The sequence below is a fragment of the Pelagicoccus sp. SDUM812005 genome, from assembly GCF_031127875.1.
Lineage (GTDB): Bacteria > Verrucomicrobiota > Verrucomicrobiia > Opitutales > Opitutaceae > Pelagicoccus.
Map to the genome: position 1 here is coordinate 21,003 of NZ_JARXIA010000010.1, position 24,109 is coordinate 45,111.

Genomic DNA, 24,109 nt, shown 5'->3' on the forward strand with positions numbered 1-24,109 from the left:
TCGCTACGGAAGGGTAGGCGATAGCATGGGATTCGCCTTCTCTACAAAGCGAAAGGGGCGCGGTTTTAATTAGGGGGCGAAGGTGTCGGTGCGGAAGGGGTAGGCGGGGAGTCCGGCGGCGTTGACGAGATTGACCTCGGGTTTGCCGGCGAAGGCGTAGCGCACGTAGCGTGGTTGCTTGACCTTGGGAGAGCTGAGGACGACGGTTTCCCCTTCGATCCTAGCGTCGGCTTGTATCCACTTTCCGGATTTGTCGGCAATCCAGAAGCCAGCGGGCGCTTTGCCGTCGGTGGTTGTGAGGCCTTGGGCGTGCTCGAAGGTGAGGACGAGCTGCTTTCCTTTTCGGCTGCTTTTCTGAAGGGTCGGGCCTTGGGCTTCGATGTCTTGGCCGAGGGTGTCGCGGGCGGCGAGAAGAGCGAGGCGCTGGCCGATGGGGAGCTTGTCCTTGGGGTGGATGTTTTTGACGTCGCCGAGATCGATGGTGTTGGCGACGCTGGTGTGGGGAAGTTCGAGCGCTTTGAGCTGGGACTCGCGCATCCAAGCCCAGGAGTGGGCGTTGGGGCTTAGCTCGTCCTGGCCCGGCTGGGGGTCAAGCAGCTTTCCGTATCCGGGGAGCATGACGATGAGGAAGTGGAGGTCGTCGCTCTGCCATTCCTGGCGGTAGCGTTGTATCCACTTTTTAAGGGTGTCGCCGTATTTGAGCATGCCAGAGTTTCGCGAGAACCAGGGCTCTTCGATCATGCCGTGCACGGATTGGGTATTGCGTTCGCCTTGGTACCAGACGATGCCGCGGCAAGCGTAGGGAGCGAGCGGGGCCATCATGGCATTGTAGAGTATATTGGATTGGCGGCGCAGGAAGACGTCGTCCTGACGGCTCCAGGGGCGAGGGCCGTCGAGGATGGCTTGGATGCGGGACTTGGTTTCGGAGTCGGCGTCGAACTCGTCCATCATCGTTTTGAAGTGGGGGACGCTCCGGGTTAGGTCGCGGGGCATCCAGGCTTCGAGGGAGGAGGAGCCCCAGGAGGTTTGTATGATGCCGACGGGTACGCCTGCATGTTGTTCGAGATAATAGGCGAAGGCGGCTGCTACGGCGCTTTCGGGGCGGGCGCTGGCCCAATTGCCTTCGCAGAACTCTTGTTCTTCGAAGGCGACGGCATTGGCGACCTTGAAGCTGCGCACGGGGGCTTCGGAGAAGTCGAGGGCGGCGATTTCCGGAATTCCCTTGGCTCCCATTTGCATGTTGGATTGGCCGGAGCAAATCCAGACGTCTCCGACGAGTACGTCGTTGACTACGATGGCTTCGAAGGGGGCGTCGGTCGAGACGGTGAGGGAGCTGAGAAAGGCGCTTGCCGGACTTGGTTCGAGGCTGAGGATCCATTTGCCGCGGGCGTCGGCTTGGGTGGTTTTTCGTTGCTGCTGGAATGCGACGGTGACTTTCGAGCCCGGCTTGGCCAGTCCCCAGACGGGGAGATCTTGGTCGCGTTGGAGGACCATGTGGTCAGTGAAGGGGGAAGCGAGGCGCAGGCTGAGGGGAGCGTTCGCGTCGGGAAGGTAGCCGTATTCGCGCAGGAAGGACACGGTTCTTTCCATGCTCTGGTGGTAGGCGCTTGTATCCTTGCTTTTAGGACGGAAGAACTTGCCGTTGAAGAAGCCGTGGCCTTTGCCTTCGAAGGGCATGAGTTCGCAGTCGTTGCCTGCTTCTTGCATGAGGCGGGCGAAGCGTTCCGCGTTTTCGTAAGGTACGGTGGTGTCGGCGGTACCGTGGAATACGAGGGTGGGAACGATGCCGGGGCGTACGTGGTGGGCGGGCGAGATTTCAAATTTGCGCGCTTCGCCGACCCGACTGACTCCGTAACCCTTTTCGGTGGTATCGATGACGGGGTTGAAGAGAACCATGGCGTTGGGGACGGAGGAGATGGAGAGGTCCTCGCCTGGCTCGTCGTAGCCTGCGATAACGCCCGTGCAGGCGGCGACATGTCCGCCAGCGGACCCGCCGGAGGCGATGACTTGCTCGGGGTCGATGCCGAGACGGGCGGCGTTTTGGCGAATCCAGCGTACGGCGGATTTTCCGTCGGCCACGGCTTCGAAGGGGGAAGTGCCTTGGCGGCTCTTGACGCGGTAGTCGGCGGAGATGGCGACCATGCCGAGGTCGGCGAGGTGCTGGGCTTGCTCGTAGAACTGGGCGGGGGTGCCGCTATTCCAGCCGCCGCCGAAGAAGAATACGATGGCGGGGCGCTGGTCTTGGGAGTCGTGTCCTGGCGGGGTGAATACGTGGAGTTCTAGTTCGGTGTCGCCGACGGTTTTATAGACGTGGCTCTCGTTTGGTTCGAAGGCGGACGCGACGAGGGTCGCGGCGAGCGCTGTGAGCAAGGCAAAGGTATTTTTTAGGGCAATCATAAGGGGGATTCTTGACTAAACTCACAACGCTCGTTCCTCGCGTGGATCCTTTCGCCTGGCAGCAAGCGAGGATCCTACTGCGTCGGCTAGGACGCAGTGTGACGTCGAACGATGGATACGTTCGCTGGGAGTTATTTGACTGGGTCGGAGAAGTCGACGGAGTCGGGGTGTGGAGGTTGGGCAAGGTTGCTGGATACGATCGGGCTTTGGGTTTCGTTGATGAGGGTGATGTTCTTGGCCTCTTCGGGAAGGATGGGCGAGGACATTTCGGCGTGGGCGGGCATGCCGTAGCCGAGCATGATGGGGAGTTCGGGCAGCGGGCCTTCGGGTTCCCAGCGGGTGAGCTTCACGCGGTGGTTTTCGCCGGAAATGGTGGCGAGGGAGTGGACCGTGTAGTCGGAGCCTTGGCCGGCCACTTCGAGTTCGACGTCGGCGTTGGCGCCGCGCCAGAGGTAGAGGAGGGGGCCGTGCTTGATGTCGCCGCGGCACTTGCGGGTGACGATGTTCCCATTAATGAGGAGGAAGGCTCGTTCGGCTCCGAGCGAGGTGCAGTTGGTAAGGGTCGTCTTCTCGGCGCCGTCTTCCGGTCCGATGATTTCGAAGCCGGCCCGCGTGTTGATGGCGGTGCAGTTAATGAGAGTGGTCTTGCCGGTCTTTTGTTTGCGTGGTCCGCCGCTTCCGTAGGTGCGGAAGCCGTCTTCGGTAAGGCTTTTTCGGTAGCCCGGAGTGATCTTGAACTGACCGGACCGGTTTTCGTAGACGGACTTGAAATCGACTTCCGCAGCGGGACCCTCGCTGTCGCGCAGCATGTCGCTAGTAGAGCGGTTGATGCCTTCGGCGTAGCAGTCTTCGATGAGGGTGTTGTGGGCGCCTTGCACGTAGAAGCAATGTCCGAAGGCGCGGCTGATGACGCGGCAGCGTCGGAGGGTGGTGTGGTCGCCGCCTACCATGAGGCCGCTGTGCTTCTCGAGACGCGTGATGCGGCTGTGCCCTTTGCCGAGCAGGTCGCCGTATCCATAGGGCTGTGACCCGTGCACGAAGAGGGATACGTCTTCCAAGGTGTTGTGATCTCCCCAAACGGTAAGCGCGGTGCCGTTGCAGCCCTGTTGCGGGCCGTTGTAGCGAATCGTGAGGCCGTTTATCTTGTTGCGATGGCCGTTTATGAAAAAGAAGCGGTGGTAGGCGATGAGGCTGATTTCGTCGAAGAGGCCGGTATCGATTTCGATCGTGACGCCGTCGAGATGGTAGGTGTTGTCGCTGCCGCTGAAAGTGAGGACGGGATTGGGGGGACGCTTGTCGAAGCTGTAGTCGAGGTTTTTTCCCACGGCAGCGATGCGTTCCGGAGTGAGGTAGTCGCGCACTTTGTAGGTGCCGGGGGCCATGGTGATTTCGTTGCCGTCCTGTGAGGCGAGCTCCATGAGCTCTTCTAAGCTGGAAATGGAGTGCGAGGCGGCTTGGGCGCTGAGGGCGGCGACTGCGAGGCCGATGACGGCGCTGATAATTCGGTAACTTAGCTTCATCTTATTTTCGGGGGAGTTCTGTATTATGCAGGAAAAGTACGCGTTTGCATATCCCCTATCTATGTAGGGCGCCTATGGAGACGCGCCTTACACTGGTAAGCAGCGAACGATCGGTCTGCAAAACGCGCCGCGGGTTTGTCTTTCGCGTCATTTCCCTCTGAGTTGCTTGCCATGACTGTTGAGAATACCCCTAAGCTTCTTTCCTGCCTCGCCGCTTCGACCCTGGCCTTCCTGCTGGCCGCCTGCACGCCCTCCGAGGAGGCGGCAGTCGGGTATGTCGAGCCAGGTGTCGAGGCGCCGCTTTCGATTTCGGACGCGGCGCCGGGACGGTTTCCCGAGGTCTCGATCGCTAACGTGTTCGAGCCGCCGGGCGAATCGAACGTGCGTTCCTCTTTCAGGCTTGCCGAGAACGTAGCGTTGATCGGAACGGAAGAGACGGGTGACGTATTCAAAAGCTCTGACGGGGGCGAAACGTGGACGAAGCAGATCGACGGCGGGGACTTGTGGGGCTTGGACGACGTTCGCAACTACCTGCGCGCGGACGACGGAAATCTTTACATCACGACTTCGGAGCCGGCCCTCGTTTGCCGCTCGGAGGACGAAGGCGCGAGCTGGGAGGTGCTGGCCCGTCCCCAGTCCTCGCGCACGGTGGGGATCGTGCAGCTCGATAACGGGGACCTGCTGGTTGGCTTGCGGCGAGCGGAGCAGTTGCAGACCAGCATCGTGCGGTCGGACAATTATTTCGAGAGTTTCGAATGGGTACCGGTTTCGGACGAAAAGCCTCCGCAAAACACGACCTGCTTCCACAATTTGGGTGGGCCCAACGTCCTCGTAGGAGTCGGCTACGAAGCTTCCGGAAAAATCTACAAGTCGACGGACCACGGCCGGACTTGGGAGAAGAAGGCCGACTATCCAGAGGCTCGGGACATGATGTGGTTTTTCGAGTCGGACGGGAAGGTGTATCTTTTGGCCTCAGGGGTGGCGACGCTCTACGTCAGCGATGACGAAGGGGAGAGCTGGCGGAAGCATCGCCAGTTTTGGGAAAAGGGTTTTCTCGGCATGGCTCAATCCTACCAGAAGGGCGGGAAGGATTACCTGCTGTTGACGGCGACGGACCAGACGAAGAAGCCGTATCGCCATGTGGTTCTGATTTCGGACGACCAGACCAAGACCTGGTACGAGTGGATCGAGCTCGACCAAGACGTGACGGGGGGAGCGAGCAACCTGGCGGTGCTCTCCGAAACGCGGATCGTAGCGGGCACGGGCAATCACTCCGCCCAAGGCAAGGCTTTTACCTTGCAGGTGGAATAGATTGGGCAGGCCGCGCGCCGATTCGGTGACAATGTCCGGCTGGCGACCTTTGCGAGGTGTTTCTGTTTGACTGAATATTCCGACAAAGGAATATGCAAATGTCGGAATTCTTAACTGCAAGTTGAACCTTGCGGGGAGGGAGACCGCTTGTCGCGTTTTGGAAGCGACGCTCTTGGTAAACGGAACTTAGCACCTAACTCTGATGGATAAACTGAACGTTCTCTTTCTGTGCACTGGCAACAGCGCCCGCAGCATTCTCGCTGAATACATCCTGCGCAAGCGGGACCCGCTTCGTTTCGCGGCCTACAGCGCGGGGGCCAGCCCGAAGGACGAGCCGCACCCGATGGCTCTGAAGGTCTTGAAGGAGCAATTCCATGTGGACGTGTCGGAAGCCCGGAGCAAGTCGTGGGACACCTTTGCGGGGAAGCGTTTCGACATCGTGATAACAGTTTGCGACAACGCCCGTGAGACTTGTCCCGTTTGGCCGGGGCAGCCGATCGTGGCTCACTGGGGGTCGCCCGATCCGGCGGCGTTTGTCGGGAGCGAGGAGGATACGTATCGATTTTTCAAGGACGTCGCGATCCAGATTTCTCGTCGCATCGATTTGTTGACGGCCTTGCCCTACGAAAAGCTTTGGCAGAACTACCGTCTCAAGTTCGAGGAAGACGTGAAGCGGATCGGCGAGCAAGCGACCTTCGGAACTGTGTCCTGATCGTAGATGAGTTTTAGCTGGGCTGGTGGCGCCTCGGTTTGAGGGCGTTCCTCTTTTTGGGGCAGCTTGTCCTTAGTATTGGAGCTGCAGCATGGTGCGGGCGCCGAAGGATTCGGCTTTCGCTTCAGTGCCGTCGAGGGCGTCCTGGCTTTTTCCATACACGAGCCCGAATTGCAGCTTGAGGTTGTCGCCATGGAAGAAGTAGTTGCCGCCAAAATAGGCTTCTTTCAGTGTATCCATAGTTCCACCACTTGGTGCTGAGCGTACTGCGTCGGAGAGGTTTATGCCACGTCCGTCGCTGTCGACATAGCTGTAGCGAAAGACGCCTTCCCACTTTTCGGAGAAGCGGTAGCTAGGCTGGATGAAGTATCCCCACGAATTGGAATCCTGTCCGGGGGCGGCGCCTTGCTCGTTGTCGCTGCTCATGATTTCGGAGCTTACGCGGAAGTTGTTTTGGGAGTAGTCGAAGAAAAGGGATCCGACGAGGAGATCGTCGCCTGCTCCCAGAACGGTTCCTCCTTGGTCGGGCAGGTAACCGAAGGAAACGCCGCTGTGCAGGTAGCCGTCGCCGATCGCTTGCTTGTAGCCAGCGTAGGCCCAAGGGGCGATGCCGTTGTTGGAGTCGTTTCCGGCGCTGGTGGGGCTGCTGATGCGTTCCGGATTGGTGAGCGCTATTTGGTAGTCCCAGTTGCCGTTCTTGCCCTTGAGAAAGACGCCGTTACGGTAGACGCCTGCTCCGAGGCGGCGCCCGTTGTTGGGTTCGACGAAGAAGCGGGTGACGGCGGAACGTTCGATGGCCTTGAGGCTGCCGCTGGAGGTTTGAAATTCCTCGAAGCCGAAGGGGACCTTGGTGAGGCCGACGTTGAGGCTATTCCGGTCGTTGAGTTCCCAGTCGATGTAGGCTGCGTCGAAGTTGGACGAAGCGAAATCGTAGGTTATGACCGCGGTGGCGTTGTCGACGAGCTGGCCTTTGATTCCGAAGTAGGCGCGGCGTATGAAGAGGTGGTTGGTATCCGCGGGGTCGCCAGCGTTGTCGATATCGGTGCCGATGGCTGCGTATTGGGCTTGAAGCCGCGTAGAGAAGGCCAGTTTTTCCAGGGCTCCGGCCTTTGCGGTAGGGATTACGGCCGTGGGTTTGGGAGCAGGCTGGGCTGCGGGGGGCGGCTCGTTTTTCTGTCGGGCTTCGGCGACGAGCGACTCGGCCTCGGCTTTGGTGATGACGCCTTTTTCAACGAGGAGGTTGAGAATGTCGGCGTTGCTTTGGGCGTGCGTTAGGGTTGCGGCAGTGAGGCTGGCGAGGGTCGCGAGCAGCTTGGCGGCGCTCGCGAGTCGTGAGCCCATACGGGGGGATGGGATCGCGTTCATAATGGATCGTTATGTATTTGGATTTTGATTACGGTTTGACGATGCGAAGGCAAAATTTGGCCAGGGCTTGGTAGAATGGGTGGAGGGCTTCGACGGCTAGAATGGTGTCGGCGAAGTCGGCCACCCAAGGGTCGAAATGGCCTTGGCGAAAGTCGTGATAGCGCTGGAGCCAAGTTGCGTCCTTGGTAGTGAGGAACTGATGGGCGAGAAAGTAGAGGAACTCGCATTCCGACACGATGTGGTCGGGCGCATCGCAGGGACCTTCGGCGGGAGCGAGGCCGGCTGCAGCGTAGTGGCGGGCCACCTCTTGGCTGACGGTTCCCATGAGGCGTTGCTCGGGATCGAGATAGAAGGAGGCGTAGGGGGCGGCCTTGATCTCGAAGGGGCCGAGAAAGAGTCGAGCGTAGTCGCGCAGTGCTGCGGTACGGTCTGCCGTGGGGACGAGCTGCCATTGGCGGGCGAGCTCGAGTCCGATTGCGTTCAGGTCTAGGTCGCTTGCAGCTAGCGTTTCCCTTAGCAATCGTGGCTCGTCTTCCGTGAACTCGCTGGGGCTTTTGAAGGCGTTGGCGAGCAGAAGGAAGAGGTTGGCGGTGGGAGCGTCGAGCTGAGGCTTAGTAGTCACGGATGTAGTGGACATTGGGACGGGTTCCTTTTTCTGGTTTTAGGACGCGGGACGCGTGATCGCGCAGGGCTATTGAGACGGGGCTTTCCGGATCTTTCTTGTCGCCGAAGATGCGGGCGTCGGCAGGGCAGGCCTCCACGCAAGCCGGTTGTTCGCCGACCGCGAGTCGGTGGTCGCAGAAGGTGCATTTCTCGACAATGCCTTGGGGGCGTATTCCCGGATAGGTGGTCGCGCGGGTCGGGTTGTAGACGGGAATCGGAACGTCTGCGGCTTGGGCGGCTTCCGGTCCGGTGGAGGTGCAGCCCGCGATCGCTGGCTTGAGGTATTCGCGGTAGTGGCGGTGCGGGCGTTCCTGGTTGAAATAGATGACGCCGTAAGGGCAGGCTTGCTGGCAGGCGCGGCAGCCGATGCATTTGTCGGCGTCGTGCATGGTGAGCCCGTTGTCGTCCTTGTGCATGGCGGTGGTCGGGCAGTGGGCCACGCAAGGGGCATCTTCGCAGTGGTTGCAAAGGGTTGGGATGTAGCGGAAGGAGGTGTTGGGAAAGGTGCCTCGGGTTTCCAGGATATGGTTGGACCAGGCGAAGCTGTGCTGGACGTTGTTCTCGCGCTTGCAGGCGATGTCGCAAGCGGAGCAGCCGACGCAGCGGTGCAGGTCGATGACCATGGAGTACTGTCTTTTGGTGGCCGTTTTCATTTTTCCGAAAAGGGTTTAGGTTAAACTTTCTCGACCTTTACGCGGGCCGGGCCTCCGTGACGTGCGGTGGCACCGGAGAGACGCTCGTACTCGGGCGGAAGGATAATGTTGTTGTTGCCGCCGCGGGGAAGCTTCTTGTCGAAGTCGGCTGCGGCGACGCGACCGTAGGCCCAATGGCCTTGGCCATAGCATTTCGCCACGGTTCCCGGCCGTACGCCTTCCCAGAGCTTGAGGGTGACGGTGATGGCTCCGGTAGTGGAGGTTACCTTGACTTGGTCCTTGTTGCTTAGGCCGAGTCGGCGGGCGTCGACCGGGTTCATCTTGAGTACGTCGTCCCAGTTTTCGTCGCCAGGGTCGGCGTTTTTGTGGGCCTGGTACCAGGTGCAATTGGCAGAACGACCTTCGCGGTTGAGACGGCTGCGGTGCTCGAAGAAGATGAAGGGAAATTCCTTTTCGTCGCCGTGTCGCAGGGCTGGCTCGAAGTGCGGGACGAACGCTTGCTCGCCGCGGGCCGTGTAGTTGGTGGCGGCCAGAACCTCGTCGATAGAGGCGTCGTTTTTCGTCGCATGGCCATCGAGGGCCTTCTTGAGGGTCTCGCTGTAGAATTCGAACTTGCCGGTGGCGGTGCCGAAGTTGCCCCACTTGGTTTGGCACTCGTAGCGTTTAGAGTTCCAGACTCCTTTGGCCACGAAATCGTCCCAGCCGCCGAGCTTGTCGCCGTACTTTCCGTAGTCCTTATGGGAGGCGTCCCAGCAGGGACGAGTGAGCATTTTCGTAGCGTAGAGGGCGAATTCCTCGCCGTTGGCCGGCTGCTTGCCGGTTTCCGGATCAGCGAACTCGTCGTTGAAATATCGATACAAATTGTCCCAGCCTTTCTCCGCCAGCTTTTCGGCGAGCATCCAGGGAATCTCCGTCTCGTCTTGCCGTACGTCCCAGATGGGCTTCACGACCGGCGCCGTGAGGGTATTGTAGCCGTAGAGGTTTTGCTTGCTCTTGAGGAAGCTCCACTTTTCGGCGATTTGGTGGGCGGCCGGCAGCACCACGTCGGCGAAGTGGGACATTTCCGACGCGTTGGTGGTGATGTGAACGAAGAAGGGGATTTTGGTCAGGGCCCGTTCCCAGCGTTCGGCGCCGGAGCAGGAGAATGCGAAGTTGGCCCAGTTGGCTATGGCCACCTTGATGTCGTAGGGATCCTCGTTGAGGATAGCGTCGGCGGTATTGTTGGTGACAACTCCACTTCCGCTCTTCCCTTCCTTCAAGGATGGGAAGGCGAGGGTTCCGCGGTGATCGATCTTCTTTTGCTTAGCGTTCTTCTTGGCCAACTCGTCCTGGTAGGCGGAAAAGTCGGGGATCGAATCGGCGACGACTTTGGTCTTTTGCACCGTGCCGCCGATGTGGTCGGCCGAGCCCACCAGTCCGTTGAGGGCGTGGGCGGCCATGGCCGAGTAGCCGCCGCGGGCTTGCATGGCAGCCCCCGGAGAAAGCCAGCTAATCGCCCGAGGAGCAGCTTCAGCGAACTCGATCGCGACCTGACGGATTTGGCTCGCCGGGATCCCGGTGCGTTCGGCGGCCCATTCGGGGCTGCGGTCCTTGAGCTCGAGGTTCCACCATTTGACCACTCCGTGGCTATGGATTTCGTTGAAAAGATCGGGGTCGACTTCCTTGCCAGCGACGAAGCGATTGTCCTTGTCGGTGAAGTCGCCGACGAATTCCTTGCTCCACATGCCTTCGGTGAGGATGACGTGGGCCATGGCGACGGCTAGGGCGCCGTCTTCGCCTGGAATGACGGGCAGCCAGTGGTTTGCTTTCGCCGCGGTGGCGGAGAGGCGCGGGTCGATGACGGCGATTTTCGCTTGGTCTCGGACCTTGCCCCAAATGTTTATGGCGTGAGGCACTTGGCGATTGGACGAGAGCGGATCGGCGCCCCAGCAAAGAACGTAGCGCGTGTGCTCCAAGTCGTAGTCCCGGTAGTCCCAGTACCCTTCGGTGTAGTAGGCTCCGAACTTTTCGGCTTCGGCGCAGATGGCGGAGTGGCTGATGCCGTTGGGGGAACCGTAAATTTTCGGGAGGGCGGAGTAGAGCAGGTCGCGCAGGTAGCTGTATCGACCACGCAAATACAAGAACTTGTGGGTTTCATCGTTCGCCCTCAGTTCAAGCATCTTGTCCGCGATCATGTCCATGGCTTCATCCCAGGATATGGGGACGAAACCGGGGTCTTCGTGCCGTCCTTTTTTCGGATTGGTCCGTTTCATGGGGACCTTGACGCGGTCGGGGTCGTAGAGCTGTTGCAGAGAAAGGTGCGGACGCGGGCAGATCTTGCCGTGGTTGGCCAAGCTGAAGGGATTGCCGCGCACGTCGGTGACCCGGTTGTTGATCACCTTGAGTTGGACGGGGCACCACGAGGTGCAGCCTTGGCAGGTGGAGGCTAGCCATTTTCCGGCAAGCGCGGCAGCGGATGCGGCAGAGGCGGCGGAACCCGGTACGGCGGCTTGGGCGAAACGACTGAGGACCGGGCCCCCGCCCACGGCGCAAAGCAGGGAGCTTCCGATGACGTTGCGCAGAAAGTGGCGCCGGCTGAGGCCTGCGGCGGACTCTGTGGTTGTCGTTTCGTCTGTAGAAAGCAGATCTTTCATGGCTGGCAAAGTTAGAAGATTGAAGTTGCGGCGGGTGGTACTTGACCGGCGAGGACGAGGGCCAACCGGAAGAAGAAGGCGCCGACGACGATCAGGGCGCTGCTGGTGGCGATGACGCGGATTTGCTGACGGCGGTGGCTGGCCTCTCCCTGCAGGATTGACCAAAGGCCGAGGAGCAAGGGAAGGATGAGGCCGATGCCGATGCCGATGCCCCAGAAAACCGGGCCGTAGGCGCGATTGGCTGCTTCGAGCGCTTGCTGGGCATGCATGCCGCCAAGCCGAAGATCGAGCCACCAGAGCACGAAGGTACCGAGCTGGAGAATCAGGAGGGCCCCCATGACGTTCCGAACCATGGCGAGATCGTTGAGAAAGGTGGCTATGTGGTCCTGTTGGTCTAGGCGGCCAGCCCATTTCATGCGGGCCAGGTGGACCAGCAAGACGATGGCGATGCCGCTGGTAGCAAAGCTGAGCAAGGCGGCGATGACGGTCGGCCCGGTATTCCAAAGCGGATGGGATACCATGGTGGAAAGCAACATGCCATGATAGGAGCCGACGATCAGGGTTAGCGGAGCAAGCGCCCAACCGAGACCGCGGCGCAGGGAGACGTTCTGGTCGGGCCGGTTCCAAAGGAATGCGTAGACGACTCCGCCTCCCACCACGAGCGGTTGGAAGATGCCGCCCCACCAGAGTGGAGAGGTTAGGTTGGCGTTGAGGTAGGTATGGTAGGCGTGGAAGGGCCGACCCATTTTTATCATGATCAGGAGCAAGCCGGCCGAAACGAGTACAGGTGAGAGCCAAGCGGCCGTGTGGCAGATGCGTCGGTATTTGCCATGGAGGACGGCATCGAGGAGGATGGCGAAGAGGAGGGCTCCGACTCCGGCCCCTCCGAGGAAGAGGTCGAGGGCGACTTTCCAGTCCCAATAGGGACCGGACTGGGTGAGGTAGACGATTTCGTCAGACATGGTTTTTCCTTTCCTTGCAGGCACAGGATGCCTCGTTTTCTGGGGGTGAAACTGAATTGAGGTGAGTCTCGTGGGCGATGACGTCGGCCAATGTTGTCTGCTTGAGATGCTCGCGAATGCGCTCTCGCTCCACGCTCCAAAATTCGTGGACGGGGCAGCTTCGCTCGTCGCTGCAGGTCGCCATGCCAAGCAGGCAGCGATCGAGGGTATGCGGACCGTCGATCGCGTCGTTAATATCCAAGACGGAGAGGCTGCAGGCGGAGCGGTGGAGCCAAGCGCCGCCGTTGGGACCGGGCTTGGAGGCCAGAATCTCGGCTTTGACCAGCTTCTTGACGAGCTTTGCCAAGTAGGAGGCGGGGACGCCTGAACAGCTTGCGATCTCCTTGACAGTTCGAGGCTGGCCAGAACAGGAGCCCTCGAGGCAAGCGAGCGCTTGGATTGCGTAACCGACGCTTTGGGAAAGACAGAACATGGCTGGAACTGCCTTCTGTTCTGCAAAAAAAGACAAACATGTCTATAATTAATAAAGGACAAGTATGTCTTTAAATAAGAATGAATGCGGTGGATTAGAAGGTTTTATGACTAACTCCTCTTGTGTTCTCGTCGTCGTAGGCAGCAAGTGGTGGCCTGGGCTGTTGCTAGCCTGTGGTCGCAATCAGGTAGGCGCCTCCTGCCAGGAGCAGGGCTCCGCAGATCCGACGGAGCCATTTGCCTCCAGGGCTGGAACCTTGCCAGGCTAGCCAACGTTGTACCCATTGGCTTGATACGCCGGCTATCGCAATAACGATGCAGTGTCCGAGTCCGAATGCGGCAAGGAGAGCGAAAGCGTAGGCAGGAGCTGTGGGAGCAATCTGAAAAGTGAGCCCGAGTACGGGAGCCATGAATCCGAAGGTACACGGACCGAGAGCGATGCCGAAGAGAAGTCCGAAAATGAGGGCGCCCCAGGGACCGCGGCGGGATTGGTTGGGCGCGGGTCGCCAGGCGTCGGGAAGCGGCAGGAAGTCCAGCAAGTGGAAGCCGAAGATAATGAAGACGGCGGCGACCGCGTAGTTTCCCCAGTAACCGAGGTCACCGAGCATACGACCTGCCGCGGCGGTAATGCCCCCGATCGCTGCGATGGAAGCTAGTATGCCGACGGCAAAGAGGATGGATAATCCGGCAGCTCTTCGTGGCGAGGTTATCCGTTGCCCATCCTGGAGGAATCCGACAATTAGGGGGATGCTGGCAAGATGGCAGGGGCTTAGGACGATGCTGAGAACGCCCCAGGCGAAGGCGGCCGCTAGGGCTGCTGTTGGCGCTCCGGCCAGGGCTTCGCTAAGCGAGGTGAAGACTGATTCGAGTGTCATGCTCGATCTGGTCTGTTCGGGCTCGAAGGAGGGGCGAGAAGCTTGAGTCGCTTTAGCGTCTCAACGACTTCCTCCTTCGGCCAATGGCCTTCGTGCCGGAAGCGTTCGACGCCATCGGCATCGAGGATTATTTGCGTAGGGATGATGCGGATACCGAATTTGGCGCCAGCGGAGCGATCGGCCCAAACGTCTATAAAGCTATCTTGGATTTGTCCCGAATACTCTTCGGCTATGGCATTGCGCACAGGGATCATTTGTTTGCAAGGGATGCACTTGTCGGCTCCGAAGTTGACCATTTGAGGCAAGGGTTCTGAGTTTGCAGAAACTTCGGTAGTGACCTCGGGGGTCGCTGCGGACGCTTTTGCCAGATCGGTCTGGGGCTCGCTTGAGCAGCTCGCGAAAACGAATACAGAAAGAATTGAGAGTACCTGTATTGGAAACTTCATGACGAAAGATTATTGTCCAATGAGTTTTTGAAGTTCTTCGAGATTTGGAACGCGTCCTGCGACTTTAAGCTCGCCGTCGACGGCGAGAGCCGGGGTGTACATGACGCCAAAGTCGGCGAAGCGCATCATGTCGGTGATCTTCTCGACCTCATAGTCGATGCCGAGCGCGTTGGCGGCCGCTTTAGCGGCTTCTGTGAGTTGGTTGCATTTGGTGCAGCCTGTTCCTAGGATTTGGATCGTTTTCACTTTGTTTTGGTTGCTGGATACGTATTGGTGAAGTGGTTACAGAGACTTTTCGTATGTTTTTTTGACGGCTAGGATTCGTGCCGGTCCTATTGCTGGGTGACGGGCAAAAGAGCGAGGACGAGGACCAGTAAGATTCCCGTTCCGAGACCGCCGACCAGCCATAGCGAGCGTTTTTTGGATGCGGCTTGCCAGAGCCAGCGCCAATGCATGAGGAGGTGAGCGAAGACGAGGGCTATTAACGCATAGCCGAGCCAAGTGTGGAGTTCTCCCCATTGGTGGCGCGTTAGGCCTAGGGCGGAGAGGCCTCGTCCGCCGTGGGATCCAGGAGGCAAGCGGAAGGCGATAAGCAGGCCGAGGCCGCTGAGGGCGCAGAAGACAAACCAGAGGGAGAAGTTGAGGGCTCGGTTTATCGTGAGATTGGAGAGTTTCGGCTGTTTCATGTTTGTATTCTTTGTTGCTTTAATTGACGGCGAAGAAAGATCCGTAGAACCAACCCGAGAGGGTGGCCATGACGACGACGAGACCGACGTAGGCGGCAGTTTTCTTAGGGCCGATCACAGTGTTGATGACCAGCATGTTGGGTAGGCTGAGCGCAGGGCCGGCGAGAAGGAAGGCAAGGGCGGGGCCGGACCCCATGCCGCTGCCAAGTAGGCCTTGCAGAATGGGAATCTCGGTGAGGGTTGCGAAATACATGAGAGCGCCGGCTACGGAGGCGAAGGCATTGGCGGCGAGTGAATTGCCTCCCACGGACTCGCTGATCCACGTAGCGGGAATCAGCCCTTCGTGGCCGGGACGACCGAGCAGGAGTCCGGCGACCAGAACGCCGCCAAGCAGCAAGGGCATGATCTGCTTGGTGTAGGTCCAGGTTTGGGAAAACCATTCATTTGCTTCCCCCCCCAGCTCCGACGGTGAGCCAAGCCAGCCCGAGCGTGGCGACCAGGAAAGGCCATATGGGTTGTCCGGGTACGAGGAGCGCTACGCTTAGCGTTGCCGTGACGACGACGCTTAGCTTGGCGATGTTCAGTCCAAACCATTTCCAAAGTTCGAGGACGAAGCTTGCCGCGAGGATCGTCACCAGCAGCCACTTGATTCGGTAGATTGCCGAGAAAAAATCATGGCCCTCCGGTTCGCCGCCCCAGTTGGCGAAAACGAGGATTCCGACCATGGTGGCGAAGAATGTCGCCGTTTGCCAGAGTGGACGTGTCGCTTCCGGCAGGGGAAGGTCGGCTGCCTTGGCTGTCTTTTCCTTTTCTTCTTTGCGGAAGAGCCATGCCATGGCGAGGCCAATGAAAATGCTAAAGACGATTGCTCCGATCGCTCGAGCCAGTCCAAGCTCGAAGCCTAGCACCTTGGAGGTAAGAATGATGGCCAAGGCGTTGATGGCAGAGCCGGAGTAGAGAAACGCTGCGGCCGGTCCGAGCCCTGCTCCCATGCGATAGATGCCCGCGAAGAGAGGGAGTACGGTGCAAGAGCAAACGGCCAGGATAGTGCCGGAAACGGACCCCACTCCGTAGGCAAGTGGCTTGGAGGCCTTGGGTCCTAGGTATCGCATGACCGAGGCTTGGGAGACGAAGGCGGCGATTCCGCCTGCGATCCAGAAGGCCGGAAGCAGGCAAAGCACCACATGCTCGCGGGCGTACCACTTGCTGAGTTCAAGGGCCTCGGTCAGGGCCGCGTCGAATCGAACTTGTCCGACTGGTAGGAAGTAGAAACCGAGGAAGGCTGCCGCCAGTATCAAGAAGATCTTTGTTTCCCGTTTTCGGTTCATGATTGTATTTCGTAAATATGCGAAATAATAAGCCAAAAAAAGCTAGCTGCAGCAGTTCGCTTTTGAAGTGGAGAGCAGGTCGGGAAATTCGCCCGGGCTTTCCAGGCAGGCGATGAAGCGGCCGACGCATGGGAGCGTGAGGCGGTAGTAGACCTGCAGTCCGCGCTTGTCGTCCGCTACGATTCCGGCCTCTCGCAGCACGGAAAGGTGGCGAGAAACGGTTGACCAACCCAGTCCCGCCGCTTCGACAAGCTCGCAAACGCAGCGCTCCTGTTCGGACAGCGCCTTGACGATCGTAACGCGGGCGGGATGTCCGAGAGCTTTGAATACCTCGTGAGGGGGGACTGCAACTTGGCTTGTTCTCATGTGCTGGATAGTGTTTCGCATAAATGCGAAATAGTCAAGGTCGCATTTGCTAGGCTCTGGCGAGCTTGTTCGCAGCATGCGAAAGGGAGGGCGCTAAAAAGCGGGCGAAGTCGCCCGCCTTTCGGGAGAACGGTAGCGACCTCGCGGTGATACCGTGGGGTTATCTCAGGCGAAGAGCCGTTTGCGGAACCAGAAGGCCAGGTTGACGAGGGCGATCATGACGGGGACTTCCACGAGCGGGCCGATGACGGCGGCGAAGGCTACGCCGGAGCCGATTCCGAAGACTGCCACGGCCACCGCGATGGCCAGTTCGAAGTTGTTGCTGGCTGCCGTGAAGCTGAGGGTGACGCTCTGGCGGTAGTCGGCTCCCACCATTTTGCCCATCAGGAAGCTGACCACGAACATGATGAGGAAGTAGATCGTCAGGGGCACGGCGATGCGCAGGACGTCGAAGGGAAGTTCGAGGATGGTGTCGCCCTTGAAGGTGAACATCAGCACGATGGTGAAGAGCAGGGCGATCAAGGTGATGGGGCTGATCTTCGGGATGAAGACGGTTTCGTACCACTCGCGTCCCTTGAGCTTAACGCCGACGAAGCGGGTAAGCATGCCGGCGATGAAGGGGATGCCCAAGTAGATGAAGACGCTTTTGGCGACGTCGCCCATGGTGATGGCGACCACGCTGCCCTCCAGGCCGAATACGCCCGGTAGCCAAGTTATGAATACCCAAGCGTAGATGCTGAAGAAGATGATTTGGAAGACGCTGTTGAAAGCGACCAGTCCGGCGGCGTATTCGTTGTCGCCTTCGGCCAACTCGTTCCAGACGATGACCATGGCGATGCAGCGGGCCAGCCCGATCAGGATGACGCCGGTCATGTACTCCGGGTGTCCGCTCAGAAAGGCGATTGCCAGTCCGAACATGAGGACCGGGCCGATGATCCAGTTTTGGATCAGCGAGAGGCCGAGGACCTTCACGTTGCGGAAGACCCGGTGCATTTCCTCGTAGCGAACCTTGGCGAGCGGCGGGTACATCATGAGCACGAGTCCGATCGCGATGGGGATGTTGGTAGTGCCGACCTGGAATTGGTCGAGGAATCCGGTGGCTCCGTCCCAGGTGGCTCCGAGGGCGACTCCGGCAGCGATGGCGAGGAAGATCCAGAGCGTTAGGAATCGGTCGAGGAAACCGAGTTTCTTGCGGGCGGGATCGCAGGCTCCGGGAATGGATTGGCTGGCAGGTTTCATGTGTTAGGTGCGATTGTCGTGTTCAGGAAACTAAAGCTGAGAAAAGGACGATGAGTAAGACCACGGTGGCTGAGACTGCTAGTTCGAAAGGAGAAATTTCAAGCGGCCATTTATAGTTCATTTTCGGTAGGTGCAAAGGGTTGGTGATTCCGTTTCGTTGGTTCACTCGAATAGACCCGCCTAAAGAAAGTCAGTCAATAGAATATTCCGAAAAGAGAATATTGCTTTCCCGTCGCGTTCCCGCCAAGGCCGGTACTGGCCCCTTTTCCTAATGGCACGAGGTGGCGTGGGTAAGCCGGAGGCGCTTTTGCTGGCTGCGTGCGCCGGGGGCGAACGCTTCGATCGAAAGGGGATCGAAGCGATCGCGGGCGAAATTCAGTCGACGATCCGTATGAGAGGCGTTTCGTCCTCGCCGAGGCGGGTGATCTCGACCTGGGTTGCGTGCGAAGGCAGGGAGATCGACTGGTCGCGGTAGCGGACTTGGAAGCGTTCCCAGCGTTCGCCGGCGATGTGGGCGGTGATTTTTTCGGGAGACCATTTCAGGTCGATGGTGGCGCCGCCGCGGGCTTTCAATCCCTTGACTTCGCCGGTGGGCCAGGCTGCGGGCAGGGCCGGGAGGAGCCAGAGCACGCGTTCGCCGGAATCGAGCTGGATCTGGCTTTGCAGCAGCATGGTGACCACGCCGCTGGTGTATCCAAAATTTCCATCGATCTGGAAGGGGGGATGCATGTCGAAGAGGTTCGGGTTGATGAGCTTCGAGAGCATGGTTCTGATATTGGCGTAGGCGGCTTCGGGGCGCAGCAGGCAGGCCTCGATGTTGATCAGCCAGGCGCGGCTCCAGCCGGTGCGTCCGCCGCCATTGGCGAGGCGGTAGTCGAGAGATTTGCGGACGGCGTCGACTTGTACTGGGTTTTCGATGATATTGTACTGGCGGCTGGGGAAGAAGCCGTAGGCATGGCTGACGTGGCGGTGGCCGGGGTTGGGCTCCTTGTGCGGAAGGCTCCATTCCAGGAGGCGACCGTCTTCGCCGATTTTTCCTTCGGCGAGGTCGGGGAGAACCGTTTTCGCTTGGGCAACCAAATCGTTTTCGATGCCGAGCTCCGCGGCGGCTTCGACGAGGTCGGAGAGGGATTCCCATGCGAGCATAAGGTCGTGGGTAGTTCCGGTGGATACGGCGGCCTTGATCTCCTTGCCGTCGACGGTATAGATGAATTCGTTTTCGGGGGAGTTGCCGGGACCGGTTATCCATTTTCCGGATACGGGATCGCGTTTGAGCCAGCTGAGGATGAAGCGAGCATTGTCGCTGATGGCGGGCCAAGCCTGGTTCTTAAGGAACTCCTTGTCGGCGGTGAAGCGGTAGTGCTCCATCATGTGGGCGGTGATCCAGGCTCCGTTCATCAGGCTCGCGCCCCAGAGCGGCTTGCCGCCGGAGAACCAGGTGTTCATCCAGGCGTTGACGGCGTGTCCGCTGGCGAATCCTTCGTAGCCGAGGGCCTTTGCCAATCGCTTGCCCCCCGGTTGCATGGCAGTGACGAAGTCGAGAAAGGGTTGGTGGAACTCGGAAAGGCCGGTCGTTTCGGAGGGCCAGTAGTTCATCTGGAGATTGATGTTCAGATGGTAGTCGCCGGACCAGGGGGCGACCAGGCCTTCGCTCCAGATGCCTTGCAGATTGTTGGGAAGTCCGGAGGTGCGGTTGCTGGCGATGAGGCAGTAGCGTCCGAACTGGAAGAGCAGTTCTTCGTAGTCGGGGTCGGCTTTGCCGGTCGCGTAACGTTGGATACGTTCCGCGGTGGTAAGCTGGGCGACTTCCGGATCGCTTTCTCCGAGGTCGATGGAGAAGCGGTCCATGTAGGGCTTCATCTCGCTTTGGCCTTCGGCGAGCAAGGTGGCCCAGGTGGCGTCTTCGGCTTGGGAGAGCCATTGGCCGGCTTTCTTTTGCCAGTTGGTGAGGGGCTGTTCGGGATTGGAGAAGTTGTAGTCGGTTGCGGTGGTGTAGAGGATGATGGCCTCATTTCCTCCGGTGAGGCGGAGGGCGTTTGTATCCGTTTTTTGGAGCTTCCCGTTTTTGGATAGGAGTTGCAGGTGGGTTTCGAAACGGGTGCCTCCAGTCGCGGCTTGGGCGGCGAGGACGAGTTTGTTTTGGGAAGCGGAGACGTTTCCGTTGGGATGGAGGAGGGCGAGTTCGAAGTTCAAGCCGTCGGGGCGCGTGGTCGAGAGGCGGATCGCGATGACGTCGCGTTGGCGAAGGGCGATGGCTTCGCGGGTGATAACGCCGTCGCCGTAGATGGCGACGGAGCGGCTGAGTCCGGTTTCCAGGTCAAGGGTGTTGCGGATGGCTTCGGGCTGGTCGACGCCGCGGTGCGTTAGCGTGGCGTGCCCAGCGTATTCGTAGCTTGCCGGACGCCAGGCCGGCTGGAGGAGCTTGCGGGTATAGAGGGCGTCGGCTTCCTTGAACTTGCCGGCTTCGGCGAGGGCGCGGATTTGGGCCATCGATTCCGCGGCATCGGCGGGGAAGTTAACTTCCTGTTTCGCCCAGATGGAGTTCTCGTTGAAGTAGAGCGTGTCCTGCGGGTAGGTTCCGAGGGTGAGGAGGCCGATGCGGCCGTTGCCGATGGGGTATCCTTCGTCCCAGGACGGGGCGCCTTTGTCGGAGACGATTTGCAGGGTGGGTTTCCCGGAGGTCGTGGCCACGAGCAGGAGGGAGGATAAAGCGAGGGAAGCGAGTTTTAGAAGTGCGGGGCGCATGGGGCGTGTCTCTTAGTTGGTTTGGTGAAGGGAGCTTTCTTGGAGGAGCAGTTGTTTGTAGGTTTTGACGAGTTGCGGATTTTGCTCGGCGATGTTCTGGGTTTCTTTGAGGGGCGAGGTGTGGTCGTAGAGTTCGGCGTATCCATCTTCATGGAGCGTGAAGCGATGGGTCTCGGTGCGGATCGTTTTCGCGTTTTTGTAGTAGGAGTAGGCGGGATGGCCTGAGGCGCTGGCATCTTCGAGGATCGGGAGGAGGGATTCTCCGTGGACGAAGTCGGGAACCGGGAGGCCGTTTAGCTCGCACAAGGTCGGGAAAATGTCGGTGGTTTCGACGATGGCGTCGGTTTTTTGGCCGGCCTGTTCCATGCGGGGCAAGGAGATGATGAGCGGGGAGCGGAGGGCTTCTTCGAAGAGGTTGTGCTTCCCCCAGATGGCGTGTTCGCCGAGGTTCCAGCCGTGGTCGCCCCAGAGCACGACAATGGTTTCGTCGGCCTTGCCGCTGGCTTCGAGGGATTCGAGGATGTCGCCTACGAGCTTGTCGGCGTAGGTGACGCAGGCGGCGTAGTGTCGGCGAACTTGGTCCGCGTAGTCGCTATTCTGGCGAGGGTCTTGTTCGTGGTGGTTGTATTGGCCGAAGAACTCGCCCGACTTGTGCCAGGTGGTTCTCCAGTCGGGCTTTTCTGGATACGGGATCGGCGGCAGTTCGCTGTCCCGGTAGGGTTCCATGTACTTCGCGGGGGAACCGAAGGGGAGGTGGGGCTTGATCAGGCCGATGGCCAGGAAGAAGGGGGTGTCGGATTGGGCGAGGTCCTTTAGTTGATGGATGCCGGCTTCGGCGATGAGACCGTCGTGGTAGGAGGTGTCGTCGACGTCGGCGCTTTGAAAGGCGTCCATCTTGTTTTCCGTGAAGGAGCGTCCCATGCGGATTTCGCCGTCGGCCAAGCTGTGCATGGCGCCGCGCGGGTGTCGCCATTGGCCTGTGGGCATGAGTTGGCGATCCCAGGCGCCGGGCATTTCGAGGATGTTGTTGTCGTACCAGTCTTCGCCTCCCCAGCCGCCGGGGTGGTGGGAAACTTTTCCGACCGATACGGTGGTGTATCCATTTTTTCGGAACCATTCCGGGAGGCTCGGGGTGACGGAAGCGTCGGAAGCCTCCAATTGCTTGGCTCTGGCGAAGAGGGCTTGGTTGTTGGAGGAGCCGTATTGGCCAGTGAGCAAGCTGTAGCGCGAGGCGCCGCAGGTCGGAGCGTTGACGTAGTGGCGGTGGAAGGCGCGTCCGGATGCGGCGAGACGGTCGATGTTGGGCGAGTGGATGTAGTCGACCCCGAATGACTTGAGCTCGGGGCGGAGGTCGTCGATGCAGAGGAGCAGGACGTTTTTCTTGAGTGTCGATTCTGCTTCAGCGTGAAGGGCCAAAGCTAGAAGGATCGGGAGCAGCAGTATCTTGGGTCTCATTTTTCGGGTGGGGGGTAGCCTTAGAACGCTAAGGGTTGGTTCGGTAGCAAGAGACTATGGTTTTGGGACGAGAGACAAGCTTAGGTTGCTCGATTCGTTCGCTCGGCGCTTGGCCTGCGGCTGGGGCCGAAACGTAAAGGGGGAGCGTGTTGGGCATCTTGAAGAGATCGGAGGCGTTCGCGTTTAATCGGCCGCTTGGGAGCTCTTCAGCGCGCGACTGAAGAAGTTGTCGGATTTCAGGAGGTTTTGCGGGGTGTCGCAGGCGACGAGGTGGCCAGCTTCTAGGATGGCGACGCGGTCGGCGTTTTCGACGGTGGAGATGCGGTGGGCGACGATGAAGGTGGTGCGGCCCTGCATGACGTTTTCGAGGGCGGCTTGTACGTGCCGTTCGGATTCGGTGTCGAGGGCGGAGGTGGCTTCGTCGAGGATGAGGACCTGGGGGGCGCGTACGATGGCGCGGGCGATGGCGAGGCGTTGCATTTGTCCTCCCGAGAGTCGGGTGCCCTCGATGCCGATGCGTGTATTCAAACCTTGGGGAAGGCTTTCGACGAATTCGTGGGCGTGGGCTTGCTGGAGGGCGTTCCAAATCTTCTCGTCGCTGAGGCTTTCGTTTCCGTAGGCGACGTTTTCGCGGATGCTGCCCGAGAAGAAGACGGGGTCTTGGCTGACGACTCCGACGCTTCGGCGGTAGCTGCGCAGGTCCATCTCCGCGATGTTCTTTCCGTCGAGGAGGACCTTGCCTTGGACGGGATGGATGAAGCCGATGACCAGGGAAAGAAGGGTGGACTTGCCGCTGCCGCTGGGTCCGGTGATGGCGAGAGAGGTTCCGGGCGGGACTTCCAGGGATAGGTCGGCGATGACGGGGGTGTTGGCTTCGCCGTAGCTAAAGGACACGTTTTCGAATCGGAAGCTGCCGCGGATATTTGGGAAGGTTGGCTTGCCGTTGTTTGTTTCCAGGTCCGGGGCTCTGAGGATTTCGATGACGGAGTCTAGCGATTCCCGGGTTTGGAAGACTTGCGGCACGACCACGAGGAAGTTGGAGAGACTGTTCGAGAGCGTGACGAAGAAGGAGTTGAACATGACCACGTCGCCTACGGTGATTTCCCCTTGGAAGCAGGCGTACATGGATCCGCCGAGGAAGAGGATTTGCATGACGCCGAGGGCAACCCAGCTGGTAGCGGCGAAGAGCTGGGTCAGCTTGTCGAAACGTACCCCTTTTTTGAATACTCCAACGATGCCGGTGGTGACGTTGCGGAGCTGGTGCTCCTCGAGGCCGTGGGCTCGGGTGACGGGGAGCAGGGAGACCATCTCGTTGAGGTGCGTGCTCATGCCTTCCATGCTCTTGCGGTAGTCGTTCACGCTGTTGCTCATGCGCTTGCGGAAGATCCCCGATATGATTGCCGCTACGGGTACGACGACGGCGAAGAAGATGAGGGCCTCGGGCTTGCGGTAGGCGATGGCGATGCTGGAAACGGTGATTCCGAAGAGAAAGGTGTAGCCCTGCTCGATGACGAGCTTGGGCATTTGCTCCAGGATCTCGATATCGCGTATCGCCTTGGTGTGGAGCGAGCCCACGCTGTTGCGGCTGTGGTAGCAGAGCGAGAGGGCCTGCAGCTGTTTGCAAATCTTGATACGGAGATCCTGGCCGATGCCTCGCGTGATGTGCACGAGGTTGTTCATGTAGGCGATGGCCGCGGGGAGATTTTGCAGGTAGAGGAACGCTCCGATGGAAACGTAGAGGAGGAGCTCTGATACGCTCGGAGTCTCCTCGTCGCCGAGGTCGATGATGCGAGCGATGACGACCGGGACGAGCCAGACGGGGGCAGCTTTGAGCGTGATGAAGAAGATCGCTTTGGCAGTGCGACCTTTCTTGTCGGCGAAAAGTTGGCCGATCAGCTCTTTTTCTTGTTGGATACGGGAATCCGGGAGGGACATGGGAGGGAGACGCTTGCAGCAGCTGCTGGAGGGAGGCGAGGGCTAGCGATAGGATCGATTGTATGGGAGCGGAATTTTGTTGGGCGCCTCGCTTCCGCTTTTCTCGGGCAGCGAGAGAGGGGCGGCCGCGAAGCCAATAATCGGTGTGGCAAGCTAGGTGGGAAGCGTCCCGCGCGACACTGTCGGGGACGATTACACTGGTAAGCTGTGGGCGGTTGGGTCGAACGGCGCCGGACTCTTTGCCTACCTATCTAATCGTGTAGTACCGCTCGAGTTGTTTGCTTGCTATACTTAGGCTTTACCTTGAGCGGTTTTGTCGAGTAGGTCTGAACCAAGCCCCCCAAAAA

Annotated in this window: 19 protein-coding genes and 1 pseudogene; 3 read left to right on the forward strand and 17 right to left on the reverse strand. The window is 59.6% G+C overall.

From position 1 onward, the window contains the following. Positions 1–69: 69 nt before the first annotated feature. Both QEH57_RS12875 and QEH57_RS12880 read right to left on the reverse strand, forming a co-directional pair. Entirely contained in the window at positions 70–2,397 is a 2,328-nt protein-coding gene (locus tag QEH57_RS12875) for an alpha/beta hydrolase fold domain-containing protein (RefSeq protein ID WP_309007154.1), read from the reverse strand. A 131-nt stretch (positions 2,398–2,528) separates the two neighbouring features. Beyond that, positions 2,529–3,917: a right-handed parallel beta-helix repeat-containing protein gene (locus tag QEH57_RS12880; protein WP_309007155.1), complete on the reverse strand. Its 1,389-nt coding sequence runs from the start codon at positions 3,915–3,917 to the stop codon at positions 2,529–2,531. A 171-nt stretch (positions 3,918–4,088) separates the two neighbouring features. Here QEH57_RS12880 and QEH57_RS12885 point away from each other — a divergent pair, with 171 nt between their 5' ends. Further along, complete coding sequence (locus QEH57_RS12885) at positions 4,089–5,228, forward strand: sialidase family protein (RefSeq protein WP_309007156.1); 1,140 nt, start codon at positions 4,089–4,091, stop codon at positions 5,226–5,228. Between the two features lie 202 nt (positions 5,229–5,430). Then, entirely contained in the window at positions 5,431–5,940 is a 510-nt protein-coding gene (locus QEH57_RS12890) for an arsenate reductase ArsC (RefSeq protein WP_309007157.1), read from the forward strand. Between the two features lie 72 nt (positions 5,941–6,012). Here the strand turns inward: QEH57_RS12890 and QEH57_RS12895 are convergent, their stop codons facing one another. The 7 genes from QEH57_RS12895 to QEH57_RS12925 form a co-directional block, all read right to left on the reverse strand. Then, a complete protein-coding gene (locus tag QEH57_RS12895; protein WP_309007158.1) occupies positions 6,013–7,281 on the reverse strand; it encodes a porin in 1,269 nt (422 codons plus the stop codon). Between the two features lie 52 nt (positions 7,282–7,333). After that, positions 7,334–7,927 (reverse strand): molecular chaperone TorD family protein, encoded by a 594-nt coding sequence (locus QEH57_RS12900; RefSeq protein WP_309007159.1) that lies wholly within the window; start codon positions 7,925–7,927, stop codon positions 7,334–7,336. Further along, positions 7,917–8,621 (reverse strand): 4Fe-4S dicluster domain-containing protein, encoded by a 705-nt coding sequence (locus QEH57_RS12905; protein WP_309007160.1) that lies wholly within the window; start codon positions 8,619–8,621, stop codon positions 7,917–7,919. Before QEH57_RS12905 ends, QEH57_RS12900 begins: the two co-directional genes overlap by 11 nt. 20 nt (positions 8,622–8,641) lie before the next feature. After that, entirely contained in the window at positions 8,642–11,254 is a 2,613-nt protein-coding gene (locus tag QEH57_RS12910; RefSeq protein ID WP_309007161.1) for a molybdopterin-dependent oxidoreductase, read from the reverse strand. 11 nt (positions 11,255–11,265) lie between these two features. Next, positions 11,266–12,216 carry an NrfD/PsrC family molybdoenzyme membrane anchor subunit gene (gene nrfD, locus QEH57_RS12915; RefSeq protein ID WP_309007162.1) on the reverse strand — a complete coding sequence of 317 codons (951 nt, stop codon included), beginning with the start codon at positions 12,214–12,216 and terminating at the stop codon, positions 11,266–11,268. Continuing rightward, positions 12,209–12,688 (reverse strand): Rrf2 family transcriptional regulator, encoded by a 480-nt coding sequence (locus QEH57_RS12920; protein WP_309007163.1) that lies wholly within the window; start codon positions 12,686–12,688, stop codon positions 12,209–12,211. The genes nrfD and QEH57_RS12920 overlap by 8 nt, the downstream gene beginning before the upstream one ends. A 166-nt stretch (positions 12,689–12,854) precedes the next feature. Next, positions 12,855–13,562, reverse strand: a complete 708-nt coding sequence (locus QEH57_RS12925) for a cytochrome c biogenesis protein CcdA (RefSeq protein WP_309007164.1) — start codon at positions 13,560–13,562, stop codon at positions 12,855–12,857. 83 nt (positions 13,563–13,645) lie between these two features. Here QEH57_RS12925 and QEH57_RS12930 point away from each other — a divergent pair, with 83 nt between their 5' ends. Then, positions 13,646–13,876, forward strand: a complete 231-nt coding sequence (locus tag QEH57_RS12930) for a hypothetical protein (protein WP_309007165.1) — start codon at positions 13,646–13,648, stop codon at positions 13,874–13,876. 141 nt (positions 13,877–14,017) lie between these two features. Here the strand turns inward: QEH57_RS12930 and QEH57_RS12935 are convergent, their stop codons facing one another. The 8 genes and pseudogenes from QEH57_RS12935 to QEH57_RS12975 all read right to left on the reverse strand — a co-directional run bounded on the left by QEH57_RS12935 (position 14,018) and on the right by QEH57_RS12975 (position 23,762). Next, positions 14,018–14,254, reverse strand: coding sequence for a thioredoxin family protein (locus tag QEH57_RS12935; protein ID WP_309007166.1), 237 nt, complete (start codon positions 14,252–14,254; stop codon positions 14,018–14,020). 86 nt (positions 14,255–14,340) lie between these two features. Then, positions 14,341–14,694, reverse strand: a complete 354-nt coding sequence (locus QEH57_RS12940) for a DUF4405 domain-containing protein (RefSeq protein ID WP_309007167.1) — start codon at positions 14,692–14,694, stop codon at positions 14,341–14,343. A 19-nt stretch (positions 14,695–14,713) separates the two neighbouring features. After that, positions 14,714–16,022 (reverse strand): annotated as a pseudogene (locus QEH57_RS12950) (permease). A gap of 42 nt (positions 16,023–16,064) precedes the next feature. Continuing rightward, complete coding sequence (locus QEH57_RS12955; protein ID WP_309007169.1) at positions 16,065–16,388, reverse strand: metalloregulator ArsR/SmtB family transcription factor; 324 nt, start codon at positions 16,386–16,388, stop codon at positions 16,065–16,067. Between the two features lie 165 nt (positions 16,389–16,553). After that, entirely contained in the window at positions 16,554–17,627 is a 1,074-nt protein-coding gene (gene arsB, locus QEH57_RS12960; protein WP_309007170.1) for an ACR3 family arsenite efflux transporter, read from the reverse strand. Between the two features lie 375 nt (positions 17,628–18,002). Continuing rightward, positions 18,003–20,372, reverse strand: coding sequence for a glycoside hydrolase N-terminal domain-containing protein (locus QEH57_RS12965; RefSeq protein WP_309007171.1), 2,370 nt, complete (start codon positions 20,370–20,372; stop codon positions 18,003–18,005). A 12-nt stretch (positions 20,373–20,384) separates the two neighbouring features. Continuing rightward, positions 20,385–21,827 carry a sulfatase gene (locus QEH57_RS12970; protein ID WP_309007172.1) on the reverse strand — a complete coding sequence of 481 codons (1,443 nt, stop codon included), beginning with the start codon at positions 21,825–21,827 and terminating at the stop codon, positions 20,385–20,387. Between the two features lie 183 nt (positions 21,828–22,010). Beyond that, positions 22,011–23,762, reverse strand: coding sequence for an ABC transporter ATP-binding protein (locus QEH57_RS12975; protein ID WP_309007173.1), 1,752 nt, complete (start codon positions 23,760–23,762; stop codon positions 22,011–22,013). Positions 23,763–24,109 lie beyond the last annotated feature (347 nt).